Consider the following 19,182-nt stretch of genomic DNA (forward strand, 5'->3'; position numbering starts at 1 on the left):
GCGGGTGACTGAGACACCGGCGAACACCCTGCAATACCGCTCTGACGGGCCAGAAGACGCCCCAGTCCTGGTACTGGGGCCGGCGTTGGGTACCACATGGCACATGTGGGACCGGCAGGTGCCGGAACTGACCCGGCAGTGGCGCGTCTTCCGCTACGACCTCCCGGGCCACGGCGGCGCGCCCGCCCGCCCGGCGGCCACGGTCGGCGAGCTCGCCGACCGGCTGCTCGCCACCCTCGACGCCCTCGGCGTCGAGCACTTCGGCTACGCGGGCTGCTGCATCGGCGGTGCGATCGGCGCCGACCTCGCCCTGCGCGGCCCGGAGCGGCTCGGCTCCCTCGCCCTGATCGGGTCGGCCGCCCGCTTCGGCACGGCGGACGGCTGGGGCGTACGGGCCTCCGAGGCGCGCTCCCACGGCCTGGACCCCGCGGCGCGGTCCGCGCCCGAGAACTGGTTCAGCCCCGCCTTCGCCGCGGCCCAGCCCGCCATAGTGGACTGGGCCGTCCACATGGTGCGCACCACCGACGTCCCCTGCTACTCCGCCGCCTGCGAGGCGCTGGCCGCCTTCGACGTCCGCTCCGGCCTCGAACGGGTGGGCGTGCCCACGTTGGTGCTCGTCGGCGCCGAGGACCAGGTGACGCCGCCCGCCGACGCCCGCGTCCTGGTCGCCGGCATCCACGACGCCCGCCTCGCCGTCGTCCCCGGCACCCGCCACCTCGCCCCCGTCGAGCAACCCGCCGCCGTCACCGACCTGCTGGTGAACCACTTCACGGCGGACTGGCACCGGCCGGGGGTCGCTCGGCGGGGACGCGGCCCGGGCCCCGGTACGCCGCCGCCCGCGCCCACCGCTCCGGCAGGGGCGGGCGAGCGTTCCGCCGGTGGTTCGCCCGGCGGTCCCTTTGCGGGTAGTCCTGCCGGTCAGCCGGACGTCAGCGGACCGGGTATGCCGCCCACCGGTGGTGCGTCCGGTGGGGCGGGCGTGCACGCAGGCCCCTCCGTCGGCCCGTCGTCGGGTTCCCCGGCCTCGTCCGGCGGCCCCTTCGCGGGTGGTGCGGGTGGTCCTGCCGGTCTGCCGGAGCCCAGTGGGTCGGGTGTGTCTTCCCCTGGGGGTGCGTCCGGTGGGGCGGGCGTGCACGCCGGCCCGTCTTCGGTTCCTCCGGTCACGCCCAATGGACCGTCGGAGGCCGGCGACGCCGGTCAGTCGAAGCAGAGCGGGTCGGGTGGGCCCTCCGTCGGGGGCGCGCCCGGCGGTTCGGGCGTGCGTGCCGGTCTCTCCTCGGGTGCTTCGGGTGTTTCCACCGGCCCCTCTTCGGTTCCTCCGGTCATGTCCGGCGGCCCCTTCGCGGGCGGTCCTGCCGGTCTGCCGGACCTCAGCGGGTCGGGTGGGCCGTCCGCCGGGGGTGCGCCTGCCGGTCCGGGCCCGGCCGGTCAGGGGGTACGCGGCGGCGGCCCGTCTCCCGCCGGCGCGGGCGCGCCCGCCGGTTCGTCGCCCGCCGGCTCGTCGTCCGGTGCTCCCGCCGGCTCGTTCGCGGCCGCGCCTGCCGCGCCGCCAGGCGTGGTTTCCGGTGACGCGCCGACGGCGCTGTTGCCGCCGATCGTGCTGGAGGACGGGCCGGTGCCGTCCGCCGCCTTCGCCGAAGGGCCGCCGGAGGGCTGGCCTCCGCCGCGGGCCGCCGACGCGCCACAGGGCGTGTTCGGCCCGCCCCCGGCGAACGGAGTACCGGATTCCGCCCCGGATCCGGCTCCGTTCGGCACGGCGCCCGGGCCCTTCGGTCCCGTCGACGGCCGGCGGCCGACCGCGCCCGGGGCGGCCCACGGGCCGGAAGCCATGCTCCGCAACGGCACGTTGCGCGCCGACGTCTTCGGCCCCCCGGCGGGCCCGCCGGTCGACAGCCCGTACGCCGCCCCTGCCCCGACCTCCGTTCCCGGCTGCTCGGCCGAAGGGCCGGCCGACGCGGCTCCTCAGGGCACGCCGACGGCGTACGGCCCGCCTGCGGAAGCCGCCGCTCCGGGGGCGAGTGGCTTCGGACCGTTCCCGGGCCCGTCCCCGGCCCCCGCCACCGACGGTCGTACCGAACGCTTCGGTCCCTCGTCCCTGCCCGGCTTCGGACACGGCGTCACCGGCCCGACGGCCCCGGCTTCCCAGGCGGGCGCGCCGGGTGCCGAAGTCCCGTACGGGACTGTGGGATTCGGCTCTCCGGCCGGCGGCCTCACCTCCCTGGAGGAGGGAGCGCCCTCCACGGCCCGGCCCGCGGCGGGCCCTTCCGCGGGAACCGGTGCCACAGGCGCGGACGCGGCGGCATCCCAGACGGAGCGGCCCGGACAGGACGGCCCCGCCCGGGTGGACGTACCGACGACGGACATGTCCGCGCTGTCCACGCCCACTTCGGCGAGCCACCGCGAGGCCGCTGAGAAGGGGATCGGTGAGGCGGTGGCCGGTTCCGCGCGGGTGGACGTGCCCACGACCGACATGTCCGCGCTGTCCGCGCCGAGTTCGACGCGCCGTCCCGGGGCCCGGACCGGCGGGAACCACAGGACGATGACGGCGGAGACCGGCGATGCGGCACGGGTGGGCTCGGCCGGTGAGACCGGCGTGGACGTGTCCGCCGCTGACCCGTCCCCGGCGGGCGAGCGGACGCCGACGCGCCGTCACGACGGCGTCGGGGCGGGTGCCGACAAGGCGACGGCGCCGGGTTCCGGCCGCGTGGATGTGCCGACGACCGACATGTCGGTGCTTCCCGCTCCTGGCTCGGCGGCGGCTGTCGGCGACGCGCCCGGTGCGGGTGGCTCCGCCTCGGACGCTGCTCGCGTGGATGTGCCCACGACGGACATGTCGGCGCTCGCCGCGCCTGGTTCTGCGGCGGTTGTCGATGGGGCGCCTGGTGCGGGTGGTTCCGCTTCGGGTGCCGCCGGGGTGGATGTGCCGGGGGCGGACATGTCCGCGTTCGCCGCGCCTCGTTCGGTGGCGGCTGCCGGTGACGGGCCCGGTGGTGCGGGTGGTGCGGGTGGTTCCGGCCTGCATGCCGGCCGGGTGGATGCGTCCGCGCCCTCCGTATTCGGTTCGGCGGCTGCCGGTGACGCGCCCGGGGCGGGTGGGTCGGCATCCGGCGTTGCCCGAGCGGGTGGGCCGGGTGCCGAGGTGTCCATGGGGTCCGTATCGGGGGCGCCCGTTCGTTCGGGGGACGGCGCGGCGGATTCGGGACGGGAGGCTGCCGACGTGCCGACCACCGACATGTCCGCCGTTTCCGCGCCGAGTTCAGCCGGTCGCTCCGGGGGCCGGGCCTCGGCCGCCGAACCGGCCCGGACGGCCCCCCAGACCGCCCCCGAGACGTCCCAGAGCGACACCGGCACCGGCCGTCCGAGTGCCCGGCGTACCTCCGGGAGGACCGGCATCGGGGTGGGCGTGGGACGGCAGGCTGCCTTTGGGGCACGGGGGCAGCGGGAGGGGGCGGATGCCCCGGCTGCCGCGACAGCCTCAGCGGCCCCGGCGGCCCCGGCCGTCGCGGCAGAGGAACGGCCCGTCGGTATGGACACCGGCACTCACCCTGGCACCAGCACTCACGCCGGCACCGGCACCCACCACCCCAGTACCGACACCCCGACCGGCCTGGGCGTCGACCCCGGCGTCAGCCCCGACACCCCCACCCCCACCCCCACAACCACCCCCTCCGAAGTCGCCCGCAGAGAAGACGTCCGGCCCGCCGGTTCCGGCACTCTGCCCGTCGCCGCGCCCGGCGCGGATGCCGCCGCGGCCGCCGACGCGCGCGCCCCGCGCGCCCGGCACCGGGCCGGGGACGCGTACTCGGCCGACGCCCTGACCGTCGTCGAACCGGGGGCGGGGGCCGACGCCGGGGGCGCGGGCGCCTCGGCGGGGGCGCTCGACGTGCGGCGGCGGGCGCTGGGGGAGGCGCACGGCGAGGCGCACGGCCAGGCGGCCGGCGCGGATCCGTTCACGCGCGAGTTCGAGGACTTCGCGGCGCGCGTCACCTGGGACGAGAGCTGGTCCCGTCCCGGCCTCGACCCGCGGACGAGGGCGCTGCTCACCCTGACCGCGCTCACCACCGGGGGGCACTTCCAGGAGCTGCCCGGCCACGCCCGGGCCGCGCTCCGGCTGGGGGTCACGCCGGGCGAGATCCAGGAGGCCCTGCGGCACACGGCCCTCTACGCCGGCCTGCCCGCGGCAAGGGCCGCCCTCGCCGCGATCCGGCCGGTCATGGGTGACGGGCAGGGCCGACCGGAACCGTCCCCCGAGGACAGCGCGCCCGGTCGTCCCGACGCGCACCCCTAGCCCCAGCGCCATCATGGAGACATGAAACTCACCAAGTACGGTCACGCCTGCGTCCGTCTGGAGAAGGACGGCCGCGCCCTCGTCATCGACCCCGGCGGGTTCACGGAGGAGGACGCGGCCCTCGGGGCGGACGCCCTGCTGGTCACCCACGAGCACCCGGACCACTTCGACGCGCTCCGGTTGCGGGCCGCCTTGGAGGCCAACCCCGCCGCCGAACTGTGGACGCTGCGGAGCGTCGCCGAGCGGCTCTCCGCAGCGTTCCCGGGACGCGTGCACACCGTCGGCGAGGGGGACGCGTTCACGGCCGCCGGGTTCGACGTCGAGGTGCACGGGCAGTTGCACGCCGTGATCCACCCGGACATCGAACGGATCACCAATGTCGGCTACTTCGTGGACGGCACCCTCTTCCACCCCGGCGACGCCCTCACCGTCCCCGGCCGGCCGGTGGACACGCTGATGGTGCCGGTGATGGCGCCGTGGAGCCGGGTCGGCGACGTCATCGACTACCTCCGCGAGGTCTCGCCGCGCCGGGCGATCGACGTCCACGACGCGCTTCTCACCGACCTGGCGCGGCCCGTCTACGACCGGATGCTCGGCCCGGACGGCCCCGGCGTCGGCGGTGCGGAGCACTCCCGGCTGGCGCCGGGGGAGAGCGTCGAACTCTGACCTCCAAGCCCGTGCAGTCACCCCTCCCACCTGCGAAAACGGGCGTTGTCAGACCCTCCCGTTAGGGTGGCCGCATGCGCATCGCCACCTGGAACGTGAACTCGATCACCGCCCGCCTGCCCCGGCTGCTGGCCTGGCTGGAGAGCAGCCGTCCGGACGTGCTGTGCCTCCAGGAGGTCAAGTGCGCCGCGGACGCGTTCCCCTACGAGGAACTGCGCGGCCTCGGCTACGAGGCCGCGGTCAACGCCACCGGCCGGTGGAACGGTGTGGCCGTGCTCTCCCGCGTCGGCATCGCCGACGTGGTGACCGGCCTCCCGGGCGGTCCGGACTTCGAGGGCGCGCAGGAGCCCCGGGCCATCTCGGCCACCTGCGGGCCCGCCCGCGTCTGGTCGGTCTACGTGCCGAACGGCCGGGACGTCGAGCACGACCACTACGGCTACAAGCTCCGCTGGTTCGAGGCGCTGCGCGACGCCGTGGCCGCCGACGCGGCGGGCGCCCGCCCGTTCGCCGTCCTCGGCGACTACAACGTGGCGCCGACCGACGACGACGTCTACGACCCGGCCGTCTTCGAGGGCGCCACCCACGTGACCCCGGCCGAGCGCGCCGCCCTCGCCGCCCTGCGCGACACCGGCCTGTCCGACGTCGTGCCCCGGCCGCTGAAGTACGACCACCCGTACACCTACTGGGACTACCGGCAGCTGTGCTTCCCGAAGAACCGGGGCATGCGCATCGACCTCGTGTACGGCAACGCGGCGTTCTCGGGCGCGGTCAAGGACGCGTACGTCGACCGCGAGGAGCGCAAGGGCAAGGGCGCCTCGGACCACGCGCCGGTCGTCGTCGACCTGGACGTTTAGACGACCTCGACCAGACGACCTCGACGTCCGCCGTCCCGGGTGCTCGGCCGATCCGGGCACCCGGCCGATCGGGCGCCCGGGCCCTGTCGCCGCGACCACGCCCGAAGCCGGACGGACGGACGACCCGGCTCGCTCAGGCCAGGTTGTCGGTGACGCGCCGGAGCACGGAGACCGCCGTCGCGTACTCCTCCTCCGTGATGTCACCGACCAGCTCCGCGCGCACCCGCGTCATGTGCTTCTTGGCCGCCGCGAGGCCGGCGTGCCCCTGGGCCGTGAGGGTCAGGCGGCCGTCCGCGTCGGCGACGAGCCAGCCCCGGTGCACGAGCACGTCGGCGGCGTTGGCCGTCACCTCGGGGTCCATGCCGTAGGGCACGTGCACGGCGCGGATTTCCTCCCGGGTGAGGCCGTGCTCGGCGCGGACGACGTTGTTGAGTGCCCACCACTGCGGCTGGGTCAGGTCGATGCGCGCCAGGGCGGCCCGCGAGTGCCGCAGGATCGCCTCGACGGCGCGCCAGGCGACGAGGGCGATGGGGGGTTGGGCGGATGTGGCGGTGCCGCTTCGCGAAGTGCTCACGTTCGTCATGATCACGAAGCTAGGACCTCAAGTGCGGTTGAGGGCAAGGCCGGTGTCGACGCCGACGCACCGCGCCACGCACCGCCGCCCGCACCCTCGTCGACGACGGCCGAGTGGGCCGCGCTGCTCTGGGGCGGCCCCCCACCCCGGAGGAGCCGACGGCCGGCGGCGGTGCGGCACTCGCCGGCGCGAGTGCGGCGCCCGGCCCCGCCGCCGGCGCCTCCCGGGACGAGCGCCGCACCGAGCCGACCGCTGTCAGCCCACCAGCCGCCGCAGGTCCACCGCGTCGGCGAACGCCTTCATCCCCGCGTCGTTCGGGTGCAGATGGTCCCCGCCGTCGAAGCGCGGCAGCATGCGTTCCGGGTGCTGCGGGTCGCGGATGGCGGCGTCGAAGTCGAAGACCGCGTCGTACAGGCCGCCGTTCTGCCGGATGTGCCGGTTGATCGCCGTCCGCTGGGCGTCGGCCGTCGCCGTGCAGTCGTAGAAGCCGCCGCAGGGCGCGATGGTCGCCGCGACGACCCGCAGGCCGCGCTCGTGCGCGCGTTCCGCGATCGACCGCAGGGCGGCGATCACCTGGGTGGCGGTGGTGCCGGCCCGGATGTCGTTGACGCCCTCGAAGACGATCACGGTCCGGACCTGGGACTGCGCCAGCACGTCGCGTTCCAGCCGGTGGCCGGCGCTGACGCCGCTGAGCGTGGTGCTCGGGCCGCTGCCCTGGTAGCGGTCGTCGACCACCCGGTTGCCGGAGATCCCGCTGTTGAGCACGCCGTACGCGGGCACCGCGTGCTGGGCGCGCAGCCGCCGGGACAGCAGGTCGGGCCAGCGCCCGTTGGCCTCGGGGGTGGACCGTTCGCCGTCGGTGATCGAGTCGCCGAGCGCGACCACCGACCCGGGGCCGCCGCCGACGTCGACGCCGGTGAGCAGCGGCCAGGTGGCGAGCGTCCCGGTGTACGCGCCCGCGTCCCGGTCGGCGGTGCGGTCGCCGCCGCCGTCGGCGGTCAGGAAGGACCGCTGGTTGGTGTAGTTGTGCACGGGCAACGCCCGTACGGTGCCGGGCAGGTGAATGCTCACCAGGAGGCTGGTGTCCGGCGGCACGGTGAACCCGAGCGGGTCGCTGAACCGCTGCGTCCCGGCCGGCAGCACGACCGCCTGCTTTCCCCCGAACGTGAGCGTCCGGGGCGCGGCCGCGGCCGTCGCGCCCTTCCTCTGTACGGCGACGGTCGCGTGGCCGATCCGCACCGGCTCGGCCGCGAACGTGTTCTCCAGCCGGATCCGGGTGCGCGGCCCGCCCGCGCTCCCGTGCACCACCAGCCGCAGCGTCCGGTCCTTCCACGGTCCGACGGCCGTGTACCCGGACGTGGGAGCCGCCCAACTGCCGGTCCACTCGTTCGTGGGAGCGCGCAGCGCCATGGAGAAGACGTGCAGCCCGGTCGCCGCGCGGGGGGCCTGCGGCAGGACGACCGACTCCACGTCCCGGCCCCGGGCGACCGGCACGGTCACCGCGTGCAGCCGGGTGGTCTCCGTACGCCGCCCGCCGGGGGTGTTGAGGTGCGGGAGGCCGACGGCCTTGGTGGTCAGCGGGCCGCGACGCCAGTCGGGGGCGGTCAGCCGGTACGTGGTGCGGGAACCGTCGCGGTAGCGGACGGTCCCGGTGCCGCTGACGTCACCGCCCGGCCCGGCCGCCGCGCTCCCCGCGACGAGGAAGGTGAGCGCGTCGCCCCGGCCGCGCAGCCGGACCGTCTGGCCGGCCGCCCGGACGTTGTCGGGCGTGCCCGGCGCCGAGCGCGGCCAGCGGAGCGCGGAGCCGTCGATCGGCAGTTCCTTGCCGGGGGTCCAGCCCGCCGCGGCGAGGTCCTGGGCGGAGAAGGAGCCGCCGGCTCCGTCGAAGTCCGCCTCCCGGGGCCGGGCGTCGTCGCTCACCGCCTTGTTGTCGAAGAGCCGCTCCAGAGGGAGCGGCTCCTTCGCCGGTTCGGCCGGTGCGGCGGGGCGGGCGAGCGCCGGGGCGTTCGCGAAGGCGACGGCGCACACCGCCCCCACCACGACGGTTCCCGCCGCCGCCCGCCGTCTGTGCCGCCGTTCCGTGTGTGCCGTGCCGTGCGCTGTCCGGAGCATGCTTCTCATGCCTCCCGTGATTCCCCACGCCGAATGTGGCGGGATGAAGTTAGGGAGACCACGGAACCACGTCAAGGAGGCCGCCAGGCCACGTCGTCCTGCCGCGTGCGGGTGGTGGGGCCATCTGCACGAGTGCGATCCTTGCCGGTATGAACATTCCCTTTTTGGACGGCTGGCGCAGGCGGCACGACGCGGCACGCGGGGGCGCCGCGCACGGCACGGCCGACTGGGACCCGGAGGGCCTGGCCGAGCTGCTGTCGGAGTGCGAACTGCTGCGCGCCCAGGCGGAGTCGGCGGGCGTGGCGCTCGACGACGGGCCGTCCTCCCTGGAGGCCCTCGACCAGCTGCAGCCGCGCTGGCGCGGCGACGAGGAGCTCCAGTCCTGGCTGGGCAACGACGCGGGGCTGTACCTGGGGACGGTGCTGGTCCGCACGGTCGGCGGCGCGGCCTGGCAGATCCGCTCCGACGGCCAGCCGGTGGTCCGGCTCGCCGGCGGGCGCGAGGTGGACGTGGTCGAGACCGGGCACGCCTGGGCGGAGGACGGCGCTCCGGAGCTCTCCCAGGTGTACGCCGAGCTGTCCGAGAACTGACGCCGAAACGCGGCGGGTGCCGGACGCCGGGCCGGACGCCGCGCGTCGGGCACCGGGTCGGGCGCGCCGCCGGACCGACGCACCCGGCCGGCCCGTCGGACCGCCGCAGCGAGCCCGCGCGGCGCGTCGCGGTGGCATGACGAACCCCGGTGCCGGGCCGCACGGCGGTCCCCGCGCCCGGCGCCCGGCTCGCTGGTGGCGGCCGGTGTCGCCACCGCACCCGCCCGCCTCATCTCGCAGCCGCCCAGGGCCGCCCCACCCGAGCCCGTCCTGCCCGCGGCTGTCTCGGTGGCACCCCCGCAGCCGCGGCTGTCTCGGTGCTTCCGCAGCGTTGCCGAGCCCGTCCTGCCCGCGGCTGTCTCGGTGCCACCCGCAGCCGCAGCTGTCCCGGCCCCTCGCAGCCACCCCCCCCCGGGGTACGACCCTCACCCCGTGAACGGAATCACGTACTCCAACCGCCACCGATCCGCCCGCACCACCAGGTCGGACGTCTCCACCGCGCGCCCGTCGCCGTCGAAATGCGTCCGTTCGACGACCGTGACGCACTGCCCGGCCGCGCAGCCCAGTGCCTCCGCCTCCGGTGTGGTGGCCGGTCGGGAGCCGACCAGTTCGCGGGCCCGGACGACCCGTACGCCGATGGCGGCCAGCCGGCCGCGCACGCCCCGGCGGGCGTACGGACCGCGTTCGGGGTGGACGACGTCGGTGCCGGCGGTGACGGCCAGCGGCTCCCAGCTCGTGGCGAGCTGCACCGGGCGGCGGTCGGCCAGGTACTCGTACTCCGTGCACACCACCGGATCGCCCGGGGCGATGCCCAGCCGCTCCGCGATCCGTGCCGGCGCGGGCGCCTCGGCGGAGGTCGCCTCCCAGGTCAGTGAGGTTCCCCCGGACGGGTGACCGCACGGCGGGTGCTGGTCCCGGATCGGGTGGCCGTCCTGGTCCGGCCGCCGGTTCCGCTCCCGCTCGCGCTCCCGATCCTGATCCCCGTCCCGGTCCGGCCGCTGGTCCCGGTCCGGCCGCCAGTCCCCGTTCGGCCGCGGGTCCCGCGTCGGCGGCCGACCCCACGTCAGGTGCGGGGCCCGCACCGGATGCCGGTCCCGGACCGTGCGGATCTCCGCCGCGAACGGTGTGTCGACCGCACCGGTCGTACGCAGCAGCGTGCCCAGCGGCGCCCGGTCGGCGACGAACACCCCGCGGCCGAACTGCCCCTCCGCGTACCCCGCGGCCTTGAGCACCCGGACCGCCCGGTCGACGGTCTGGTCGCTGGCCGCGTAGGCCCGTTTGAGCTCGGAGCGGGAGGGGATCCGGGCGCCGACGGTCAGTGAGCCGTCGTCGATGCGCCGCCGCAGGTCGTCCGCGATGCGCAGGTATACGGGCCTGCTGTCGGCCACTCCGGGCTCCCTTCCCCCTGGTTCCCCGTTCCCCCATTCGGACCCACAGGCTAGGTACCCAGGCTGGGTCTGTGTACCTAGGAAAGCCCAGGTGACCCCCGATGCGGGGTGGGGGAGAGGAGCGGGTGCGCCGGAGGAAATGTCGGCCTGGTGCCGTTCCGTACGCGTGTCGCCGGTGACGTCCCGGAACGCCCCTGGATAGGTTGCTCCGACCGGCCGGTGCGGGCCTCCGGACAAGGGTCAGCCTCCGGACAGGGGCCAGCCTCCGGACAGGGGCCAGCCTCCGGACAGGGGTGACCCTCCAGGCAGGGCGGGCCTCCGGACAGGGCGAGAGTGAGTTGGGCAGAGCATGGCCGTCGATCCGCTGATCGAACTGCGTGGCGTCAACAAGTACTACGGGAAGCTGCACGTCCTCCAGGACATCGACCTCACGGTCGGCCGGGGCGAGGTCGTGGTGATCATCGGCCCGTCGGGCTCCGGGAAGTCCACGCTGTGCCGGACGATCAACCGGCTGGAGCCCATCGACTCCGGCACGATCACTCTGGCCGGGCAGCCGCTCCCGGCGGAGGGCCGGGCCCTCGCCCGGCTCCGGGCCGAGGTGGGGATGGTCTTCCAGTCGTTCAACCTCTTCGCGCACAAGACCGTCCTCGCCAACGTCTCGCTGGCCCAGGTGAAGGTCCGCGGCCGGGGCAGGGAGGAGGCGGACCGCCGCTCGCGCGAACTCCTGGAGCGGGTGGGGCTTCTGGCCCACGCGGAGAAGTACCCGGCCCAGCTCTCCGGCGGCCAGCAGCAGCGCGTGGCCATCGCCCGCGCGCTCGCCATGGACCCCAAGGCGCTCCTCTTCGACGAGCCGACCTCGGCCCTCGACCCGGAGATGATCAACGAGGTGCTGGAGGTGATGCAGCAGCTCGCCCGCGAGGGCATGACGATGGTCGTGGTCACCCACGAGATGGGCTTCGCCCGCTCCGCCGCCAACCGCGTGGTCTTCATGGCCGACGGCCGCGTCGTCGAGGACCGCGTCCCCGAGGAGTTCTTCACGGCCCCCGAGAGCGACCGGGCCAAGGACTTCCTCTCCAAGATCCTCAAGCACTGAGCGGGTGACGCAGCACATGGCACACCGCACCGCCGGCCGGGTCCTGAGCGTCCTCGCCGCCCTTGCCGCCCTCGCCCTGCTCACCGCCGCCTGCGGCAAGGAGGGCAGCCCGCCGATCAAGGGTCCCGCGCCCGGGGAACTCCCCGCGTACCACGTCGCCACCGGCTTCTCGCTGCCCGGCTCGCCCACCTGGCGCGCGGCCAAGGGGCGCGGCCACCTCACCGTCGGCGTCAAGGAGGACCAGCCCTACCTGGGCGAGAAGGACCCCGCCACCGGCGCGTACTCCGGTTTCGACATCGAGATCGCCCGGATGATGTCCGCCTCGCTCGGCTTCGACCCCAAGACCCTCGCCTTCCGCACCATCGCCTCCGCCAACCGCGAGACGGCCCTGCAAAACGGCCAGATCGACTACTACGTCGGTACGTACACCATCAACGACCTGCGCAAACGCCAGGTCGGCTTCGCCGGCCCGTACTACGTCGCCGGGCAGTCGCTGCTCGTCCGGAAGAACGAGAACGACATCCAGGGCCCGCAGGACCTCGACGGCAAGCGGGTCTGCTCGGTCGCCGGGTCCACTCCGCTCCAGCGCCTCCAGCGGGAGTTCCCCAAGGCCCAGGCCGTCGCCTACGACACGTACTCCATCTGCGTCGACAACCTCCTCAGCCTCCAGGTCTCCGCCGTCACCACCGACGACACCATCCTCATGGGCTTCGCCGCCAAGGCCCCGGACGAGCTGAAGATCGCCGGCCAGCCGTTCTCCAAGGAGCCCTACGGCATCGGCGTCCCGCGCGGCGACACCGCGCTGCGGCTGGCCCTCGACGACGCCATCGAGGAGCACGAGCGGAACGGCGACTGGAAGAAGGCGTACGACGCGACGCTCGGCCGGTCCGGCGTCCCCGCGCCGAAGCCGCCGGCCGTCGACCGCTACGGCACCGGGAGGTCCACCCCGTGAACGTTCTGACCGACAACCTCTCCCTCTACGGCGAGGGCCTCCTCGGGACCATCGAACTCACCGTCTACGGCTCGCTGCTGGCCCTCGCCCTCGGCTTCCTGATGGCGTCCTTCCGCGTCGCTCCCGTCGCCTCGCTGCGCGCCTTCGGCACCGTGTGGGTGACGGTCCTGCGGAACACGCCGTTGACGCTGCTGTTCTTCGCGGTGGTGCTGGGCCTGCCGCGGTTCGGCGTGGTGCTGCCGTTCCAGCTCTTCGCGGTGCTCGCGCTCGGCTGCTACACCTCGGCGTTCATCTGCGAGGCCGTCCGCTCGGGCATCAACACCGTGCCCGTCGGCCAGGGCGAGGCCGCCCGCAGCCTCGGCATGACCTTCGGGCAGACGCTCGCCACGGTGATCCTGCCGCAGGCGTTCCGCTCGGTGATCCCGCCGATCGGCTCCACCCTCATCGCCCTCGCCAAGAACTCGGCCATCGCCGGCTCCTTCAGCGTCACCGAGCTCCTGGGCACCTACAAGACGCTCAACGAACTCGGCTACAGCATCATCTGGACGTTCGTCTGGATCGCCGTCGGCTATCTGATCGTGACCCTGACCATCAGCGCGATCTTCAATGTGATGGAGAAGCGGTGGGGAGTGGCCCGGTGACCGGAACCGCCCTGTACGACATCCCCGGCCCGCACGCCCGCCGGCGCCACCGCCTCTACGGCCTGATCGCGAGCGTCGCGATCGCGGCCCTCGTCGGCTGGGTGGTCTACCTCCTCTTCGACACCGGGCAGTTCACCGCGCAGAAGTGGACGCCGTTCGAGTACGTCGGCATCCAGGAGATGCTGCTGCGCGGGCTCGCCAACACCCTCCGCGCCTTCGGCTACGCCGCCGTGTTCTCGCTCGTCCTCGGCGGGCTGCTGGCGGCCGGGCGGCTCTCCGACCACCGGCCGCTGCGCTGGGCGGCCACCGTGATCGTGGAGTTCTTCCGGGCCATGCCCGTGCTGGTGATGATCTTCTTCGTCTTCGTCGCCCTCAAGGTCCAGCCGCTGCCCGCCCTCGTCACCGGCCTCACCCTCTACAACGGGTCGGTGCTCGCGGAGGTCTTCCGCACCGGCGTCGACTCCGTCGAGCGCGGCCAGCGGGAGGCCGCCTACGCGCTGGGGATGCACAAGACGCAGGTCATGACGTACGTCCTGGTGCCGCAGGCGGTCCGGGCGATGCTGCCGACGATCATCAGCCAGCTCGTCGTCGCCCTGAAGGACACCTCGCTCGGCTTCCTGATCACCTACGAGGAGTTCCTGCACGCCGGCAAGCTGATCGCGGGGAACCTGGACTACGGGCTGCCGTTCATCCCCGTCGTCATGATCATCTCGCCGGTGTACATCGGGATGTGCATGCTGCTGTCCTGGCTGGCCACCTGGGTCGCCAAGCGGCAGCGGCGCAGCGTCAAGACGGAGGCGGTGGAGGTGGCGCCGGCCGAGCCGGGGACGCTGCTCCCCGGTCCGGCCGGCCACCCCCCGCCGCACTAGCGCCCGTCAGGCGTCCGCGCCCAGCCACAGGTCGGGGCCGAACACCTCGTAGTGCAGGTCCGCCGCGGCGACGCCCGCCGCCAGCAGCTGCGCCCGCGCCGCCCGCATGAAGGGGAGCGGACCGCACAGGTACACCACCGCGTCGGCCGGGACGTCGATCGCCGACAGATCCGCGTAGCCGGTGCGCTCGGCCGGCCACTCGCCCTCCGGGCGCTCGTACCAGACGTGCGCCTCGGCGTCCGGCAGCTTCTCGACGAGCCGGCGCACGTCCTCGCGGAACGCGTGGTCCGCCTCGCTGCGGTCGGCGTGGACGGCGATCACGCGGCGGGTCGAGCCGGTCGCGGCCAGGTGGGCGAGCATGCCGACCATCGGGGTGCAGCCGATGCCCGCGGAGACGAGCACGACCGGACGGTCGCCGTCCGCCAGCACCACGTCGCCGAAGGGAAGGCTGACCCGGAGCACCGCGCCGACGTCCACGTGGTCGTGGAGGTGGTTCGAGACCTCGCCCGCCGGGTCGCCCGGGACGCGCTTCACGGAGAAGCGGAGGGCGTCGTCCGGCCAACCGGAGAGGCTGTACTGGCGGATCTGCCGGGCGCCGTCGGGCAGTTCGACACGGACGGAGACGTACTGGCCGGGCCGGCCGGCGGGCAGCTCCCGGCCGTCGAGCGGGCGGATCTCGAAGGTGGCGACGTCCGCGGTCTCCCGGTGGCGGGCCACGACGCGGCAGGGCACGAAGACCTCGCCCGCCGGGACGCCCGCGTCCTCGTACAGCCGGGCCTCCAGGGCGATCAGCGCGTTGGCCATCAGCCAGTAGACCTCGTCCCAGGCGGCGGCGACCTCGGGGGTGACGGCCTCGCCCAGCACCTCGGCTATCGCGGCGAACAGGTGCCGCCGCACCAGCTCGTACTGCTCCGCCGTCACGCCGAGCGCGGCGTGCTTGTGCGCGATACGGGACAGCATCGCGTCCGGGCGGACGTCCGGGTGCTCCACCAGCGCGGTGGCGAACGCGGCGATGGCGCCCGCGAGGGCCTGGCGCTGGCTGCCGTTGGCCTGGTTGCCGCGGTTGAAGAGGTCCCGCAGCAGGTCGGGACGCTCGGCGAACATCTTGTCGTAGAAGAGCGGGGTGATCTCGCCGATGGCCCCGCCCACGGCGGGCAGGGTCGCGCGGACGATCTCGGTCGACTTCGGGGACAGCACGGCGGCTCCTTGCGTTTCGCGCCCCGGACGGATAATGCGCATCCAGGACTCGCATTTCAGGGTGTGCGGACGCCGTGTGGCGTGCGGCGCCGGTTGTGATCAGGGGTGTGGGTCGGGTCCGTCCTCGGGCCTGGCGGTCAGGCTCAGCAGGACCGGTCCGGTCGGCTGCCGGACCAGGTCCTGGACGGTGATCGGGTCGAGGGCGGCGAAGAACGCCTCCTGCGCGTCGCGCAACGCCCCCCGCAGTCGGCAGGCCCCGCGCAGCGGGCACGGCGGATCGTCCTCGCAGCCGACGACGTCCCCCGAGCCCTCCAGGGCGCGCACCAGCCGGCCCACCGAGCCCGTCAGCCCCAGGGTGGTGAGCGCCAGCCCGCCGCCCCGGCCCCGCCGGGTCTCCACGACCCCCAGGTGCGTCATGCGGCTGACCACTTTGGCCGCGTGCGTGTACGGCACTCCCACCGCGGCCGCCACCTCGCGGGTGGTGGGCGCGGTGGTCTCGGCACCGCCGGACGTCACGGCCAGGCGCATGGCGATGCGCAGGGCGATGTCCGTGCTCTTGGTCAGTCGCACAGTTGTACTTTACCTAATCGGAGTTTTGGAGTCGCATTAGGGGGGTGGGGTGGGGCTGGGGGTGCTCGGTGTGACTTGCCCCGGGGCCGGGTGCGTGGCGCTGCGTGGCGCTGTGTGGCGCGGATCCTGCCGACGGACGCGGAGCCACTGACCCCGCGTCACCATCACCATGCCGCCCGCCCGCGTACCCCCGGCCCGCGTACGCTCGCCCGCCTACGCCCCACCCGATGTCGCGATCAGCGGAACGGCCGCCCGAGCGGCGCCCGTTCGCTACGTGCGGTCGAGTGACGGCCGGTACCAGTGGTACGGGGAAAGCCTCGTGAGATTGACAGACGGTCAACGCGAGGCGAGTCTGACTGCCGTGTTCGACGGCCCCCGGCGACCTTTCCCGGGGCGCGGTCGGCCTGGAACCATCACCGATTCTCCGGAGGCAGTAGTGGCAGACGCAGGCGCACACGGCGGGCGGTACGGCAAGGTGCTGGCGGCGGTCGGCGCCGCCACGGCCCTGGCGGCGGGGGCCGCCGCCCCCGCCACGGCCGCCACCCCGGCCCACGGCGGCGAGCGCTACGTCGCCCTCGGCGACTCGTACACCTCCGCGCCCGGCGTGCCCACCCAGAGCGGCGGCGACTGCGCCCGCTCCAGCGTCAACTACCCGTCGCTCACCGCGAAGGCGCTGCACCAGAAGTCGTTCAAGGACGTCAGCTGCAGCGGCGCCAAGACCGACGACATGTGGCGCGCGCAGGGCGCCAACGCCCCGCAGCTGAACGCCCTCGGCAAGAAGACCCGTCTGGTCACCCTCGGCATCGGCGGCAACGACATCGGCTTCGGCGAGATCATCGGCACCTGCGCCCAGCTCTCCGTCTCCGACCCGGCCGGCGCCCCTTGCCGCAAGAAGTACACCGCGGCCGACGGCGGCGACCTGCTGAACAAGCGCATCGCCGACGCCGCGCCCAAGGTGGCCCGCGTCCTCAAGGCCGTGCACCAGCGCGCCCCGCACGCCCGCGTCGTCCTCGTCGGCTACCCGTCGATCATGCCGGACAGCGGTGTCGGCTGCTTCCCCGACGTCCCGATCGCGGCCGGGGACACCCCGTACCTGCGGGACACCGAGAAGAAGCTCAACGCCATGCTGAAGCAGCAGGCGCGCAAGGCCCACGTCCGGTACGCCGACACCTACCGCGCGACCGTCGGCCACGACGTCTGCCGCCCGCAGGCCGACCGCTGGATCGAGGGCGCCCAGCCGGCCCGTCCCGCCGCGCCCTTCCACCCGAACGCCGACGGCGAGCGGGCGATGGCCAAGCCGGTGATCACCCAGGCGCGGGGCCGCTGACCGACGGCGGAGCACGGACCGGCCGGCAGCCGGAGCACGGACCGGCCGGCAGCCGGAGCACGGGCCGGCCGGCAGCCGGAAACGCCAAGGCGGTCGACACGCCGGAACGACAAGGCGGCCGACAGCCCGAGCGGATCCCCGGCCGGGTGCCGTGTCGCGCCCTGTCGGCGGAGGAGTCCGGCGAGTAGGGTCCGGGGCCTCTCAGCCGACAGGGAGGTACCCATGGCAAGACCGCCAGCGCGCCGGCGAACGACCGTGCTCTGCGCGACGGCCGCACTCGTGGCCGGACTCGGCATCATGCCGGCCGCCGCTCAGGCCGGCCCCGACACCGCTCAAGGCGCCGGCCGCGCCCCCGCCAAGACCCCGCTGGCCGTGGGCCGCGGCGGTGCCGTGGCCAGTGTCGACGCCGACGCGTCCGCCGCCGGCATCGAGGTGCTCAAGGGCGGCGGCAACGCCGTCGACGCGGCGGTGGCCACGGCCGCCGCCCTCGGCGTCACCGAGCCGTACTCCGGCGGCATCGGCGGCGGCGGCTACTTCGTGTACTACGACGCGAAGGCCCGCAAGGTCTTCACCATCGACGGCCGCGAGCGGGCGCCGCTCAGCGCGGACAAGAACCTGTTCGTCGAGAAGGGCCACGCGATCCCCTTCGAGGAGGCCGTCACCAGCGGACGCGCCGTCGGCGTCCCCGGCGCCCCCGCCACCTGGGACGCGGCCCTGCGGTCCTGGGGCAGCAGGTCGCTCGGCCAGGTGCTGAAGCCCGCCGAGCGGCTGGCCCGCAAGGGCTTCACCGTCGACGAGACCTTCCGGCAGCAGACCGCCGACAACGAGAAGCGCTTCCGCGACTTCCCCGCCACCGCCCGCCTGTTCCTGCCGGGCGGCAGGCTCCCGGCCGTCGGCTCCACCCTCAAGAACCCGGACCTCGCCCGCACTTACGAACTGGTGGGCAAGCGCGGCATCGGCGCGATGTACGGCGGGGACCTGGGCCGCGACGTGGTCCGTACCGTCCGCACACCACCCGTCGCTCCCGGCGCGCACCGCGTCGTACGCGCCGGTGACCTCACCCAACGCGACCTGCGCGCGTACGCGGTCAAGCGTCCCGGTCCCACCCACACCACCTACCGGGGGCTCGACGTCTACGGGATGGCCCCTTCGTCGTCCGGCGGGATCGCCGTCGCCGAGGCGCTGAACATCCTGGAGAAGGGCGACCTCCGCAAGCTCGACGACACCACGTACCTGCACCGCTACCTGGAGGCGAGCCGGATCGCGTTCGCCGACCGCAACCGGTGGATCGGCGACCCCGCGCAGGAGAAGGTGCCCACGGCGGCGCTGACGTCCAAGCGGTTCGCGGCCTCGCGGGCCTGCCTGATCAAGGGCGGCCGGGCGCTGATCAGTCCGCTCGCCCCCGGCGACCCCCGGCACCCCAAGCCCTGCGGCACGACGGGCCGTGCCGCCCCCACCCCGTACGAGGGGCAGCAGACCACCCATATGACGGTGGCCGACAAGTGGGGGAACGTCGTCTCCTACACCTTCACCATCGAGCAGACCGGCGGCAGCGGCATCACCGTGCCCGGCCGCGGCTTCCTGCTCAACAACGAGCTGACCGACTTCTCGTTCACCCCGGTCAGCCCGGGCGTCCACGACCCGAACCTGCCCGGCCCGGGCAAGCGCCCGCGCTCGTCGATCTCGCCGACGATCGTCCTCGACCACGGGAAGCTGAAGTTCGCGCTGGGCTCGCCGGGCGGGGCGACGATCATCACCACCGTCCTCCAGACGCTGCTCAACCACGTCGACCGCGGGATGCCGCTGGTCGACGCCATCGCCGCACCGCGCGCCAGCCAGCGCAACGCCGCGACGACGGACGTGGAGCAGGCGCTGTGGGACGGCTCCGTACGCCACCGGCTGGAGGCGAAGGGGCATGTGTTCAAGCTGAACCCGTCCTTCATCGGCGCCGCGACGGGCGTCGAACAGCTGCCGGACGGGCGGTGGCTGGCCGCCGCCGAGAAGGTCCGGCGCGGTGGCGGGTCCGCGATGGTGGTGCGGCCGGGGCGGTGAGCCGCGGCG

The 19,182-nt window shown here is 74.5% G+C and carries 15 protein-coding genes and 1 pseudogene; 11 read left to right on the top strand and 5 right to left on the bottom strand.

The window, feature by feature from the left end; all coding sequences use genetic code 11:
• Window positions 1–4: 4 nt before the first annotated feature.
• From J7W19_RS33175 to J7W19_RS26155, 4 genes and pseudogenes are all read left to right on the top strand, one after another.
• Window positions 5–946, top strand: a pseudogene (locus J7W19_RS33175) (alpha/beta fold hydrolase); the annotation flags it as partial.
• A gap of 378 nt (window positions 947–1,324) precedes the next feature.
• A complete protein-coding gene (locus J7W19_RS33875; RefSeq protein WP_338106354.1) occupies window positions 1,325–4,288 on the top strand; it encodes a carboxymuconolactone decarboxylase family protein in 2,964 nt (987 codons plus the stop codon).
• A gap of 21 nt (window positions 4,289–4,309) precedes the next feature.
• A complete protein-coding gene (locus J7W19_RS26150) occupies window positions 4,310–4,954 on the top strand; it encodes an MBL fold metallo-hydrolase (protein WP_004939378.1) in 645 nt (214 codons plus the stop codon).
• A gap of 74 nt (window positions 4,955–5,028) precedes the next feature.
• Window positions 5,029–5,808, top strand: a complete 780-nt coding sequence (locus J7W19_RS26155) for an exodeoxyribonuclease III (RefSeq protein ID WP_004939380.1) — start codon at window positions 5,029–5,031, stop codon at window positions 5,806–5,808.
• 133 nt (window positions 5,809–5,941) lie between these two features.
• Here J7W19_RS26155 and J7W19_RS26160 read toward each other — a convergent pair whose 3' ends face one another.
• Both J7W19_RS26160 and J7W19_RS26165 read right to left on the bottom strand, forming a co-directional pair.
• The gene (locus J7W19_RS26160; RefSeq protein ID WP_158688726.1) at window positions 5,942–6,382 is read right to left on the bottom strand and encodes a MarR family winged helix-turn-helix transcriptional regulator; all 441 of its coding nucleotides are present in this window, start codon (window positions 6,380–6,382) and stop codon (window positions 5,942–5,944) included.
• 255 nt (window positions 6,383–6,637) lie between these two features.
• A complete protein-coding gene (locus J7W19_RS26165) occupies window positions 6,638–8,494 on the bottom strand; it encodes an SGNH/GDSL hydrolase family protein (protein ID WP_004939384.1) in 1,857 nt (618 codons plus the stop codon).
• A 149-nt stretch (window positions 8,495–8,643) separates the two neighbouring features.
• Between J7W19_RS26165 and J7W19_RS26170 the strand changes: the two genes are divergently transcribed.
• Window positions 8,644–9,084 (top strand): DUF6278 family protein, encoded by a 441-nt coding sequence (locus J7W19_RS26170; protein ID WP_078587670.1) that lies wholly within the window; start codon window positions 8,644–8,646, stop codon window positions 9,082–9,084.
• 425 nt (window positions 9,085–9,509) lie between these two features.
• Here J7W19_RS26170 and J7W19_RS26175 read toward each other — a convergent pair whose 3' ends face one another.
• The gene (locus J7W19_RS26175) at window positions 9,510–10,472 is read right to left on the bottom strand and encodes a GntR family transcriptional regulator (protein ID WP_004939389.1); all 963 of its coding nucleotides are present in this window, start codon (window positions 10,470–10,472) and stop codon (window positions 9,510–9,512) included.
• Between the two features lie 349 nt (window positions 10,473–10,821).
• Between J7W19_RS26175 and J7W19_RS26180 the strand changes: the two genes are divergently transcribed.
• From J7W19_RS26180 to J7W19_RS26195, 4 genes are read left to right on the top strand one after another with little or no spacing between them, the layout of a single operon-like run.
• Window positions 10,822–11,565, top strand: a complete 744-nt coding sequence (locus J7W19_RS26180) for an amino acid ABC transporter ATP-binding protein (RefSeq protein WP_004939392.1) — start codon at window positions 10,822–10,824, stop codon at window positions 11,563–11,565.
• 16 nt (window positions 11,566–11,581) lie between these two features.
• Window positions 11,582–12,517, top strand: a complete 936-nt coding sequence (locus J7W19_RS26185; protein ID WP_040887741.1) for a glutamate ABC transporter substrate-binding protein — start codon at window positions 11,582–11,584, stop codon at window positions 12,515–12,517.
• Window positions 12,514–13,158, top strand: a complete 645-nt coding sequence (locus J7W19_RS26190; RefSeq protein WP_004939398.1) for an amino acid ABC transporter permease — start codon at window positions 12,514–12,516, stop codon at window positions 13,156–13,158. The genes J7W19_RS26185 and J7W19_RS26190 overlap by 4 nt, the downstream gene beginning before the upstream one ends.
• Window positions 13,155–14,027, top strand: coding sequence for an amino acid ABC transporter permease (locus J7W19_RS26195; protein ID WP_004939401.1), 873 nt, complete (start codon window positions 13,155–13,157; stop codon window positions 14,025–14,027). The genes J7W19_RS26190 and J7W19_RS26195 overlap by 4 nt, the downstream gene beginning before the upstream one ends.
• 6 nt (window positions 14,028–14,033) lie before the next feature.
• On the opposite strand, the gene J7W19_RS26200 is transcribed toward J7W19_RS26195, so the two are convergent.
• A complete protein-coding gene (locus J7W19_RS26200) occupies window positions 14,034–15,224 on the bottom strand; it encodes a globin domain-containing protein (RefSeq protein WP_004939403.1) in 1,191 nt (396 codons plus the stop codon).
• Between the two features lie 99 nt (window positions 15,225–15,323).
• On the bottom strand, window positions 15,324–15,794 hold the full coding sequence (locus J7W19_RS26205) for an RrF2 family transcriptional regulator (RefSeq protein WP_004939406.1): 471 nt from the start codon (window positions 15,792–15,794) through the stop codon (window positions 15,324–15,326).
• Between the two features lie 436 nt (window positions 15,795–16,230).
• On the opposite strand from J7W19_RS26205, the gene J7W19_RS26210 reads away from it, so the two are divergent.
• On the top strand, window positions 16,231–17,121 hold the full coding sequence (locus J7W19_RS26210) for an SGNH/GDSL hydrolase family protein (RefSeq protein WP_004939409.1): 891 nt from the start codon (window positions 16,231–16,233) through the stop codon (window positions 17,119–17,121).
• 222 nt (window positions 17,122–17,343) lie between these two features.
• Window positions 17,344–19,173, top strand: coding sequence for a gamma-glutamyltransferase (gene ggt, locus J7W19_RS26215; protein ID WP_040887696.1), 1,830 nt, complete (start codon window positions 17,344–17,346; stop codon window positions 19,171–19,173).
• The last annotated feature ends 9 nt before the right edge of the window (window positions 19,174–19,182 follow it).

The organism is Streptomyces mobaraensis NBRC 13819 = DSM 40847 (genome assembly GCF_017916255.1).
Classification (GTDB): Bacteria; Actinomycetota; Actinomycetes; order Streptomycetales; family Streptomycetaceae; genus Streptomyces; species Streptomyces mobaraensis.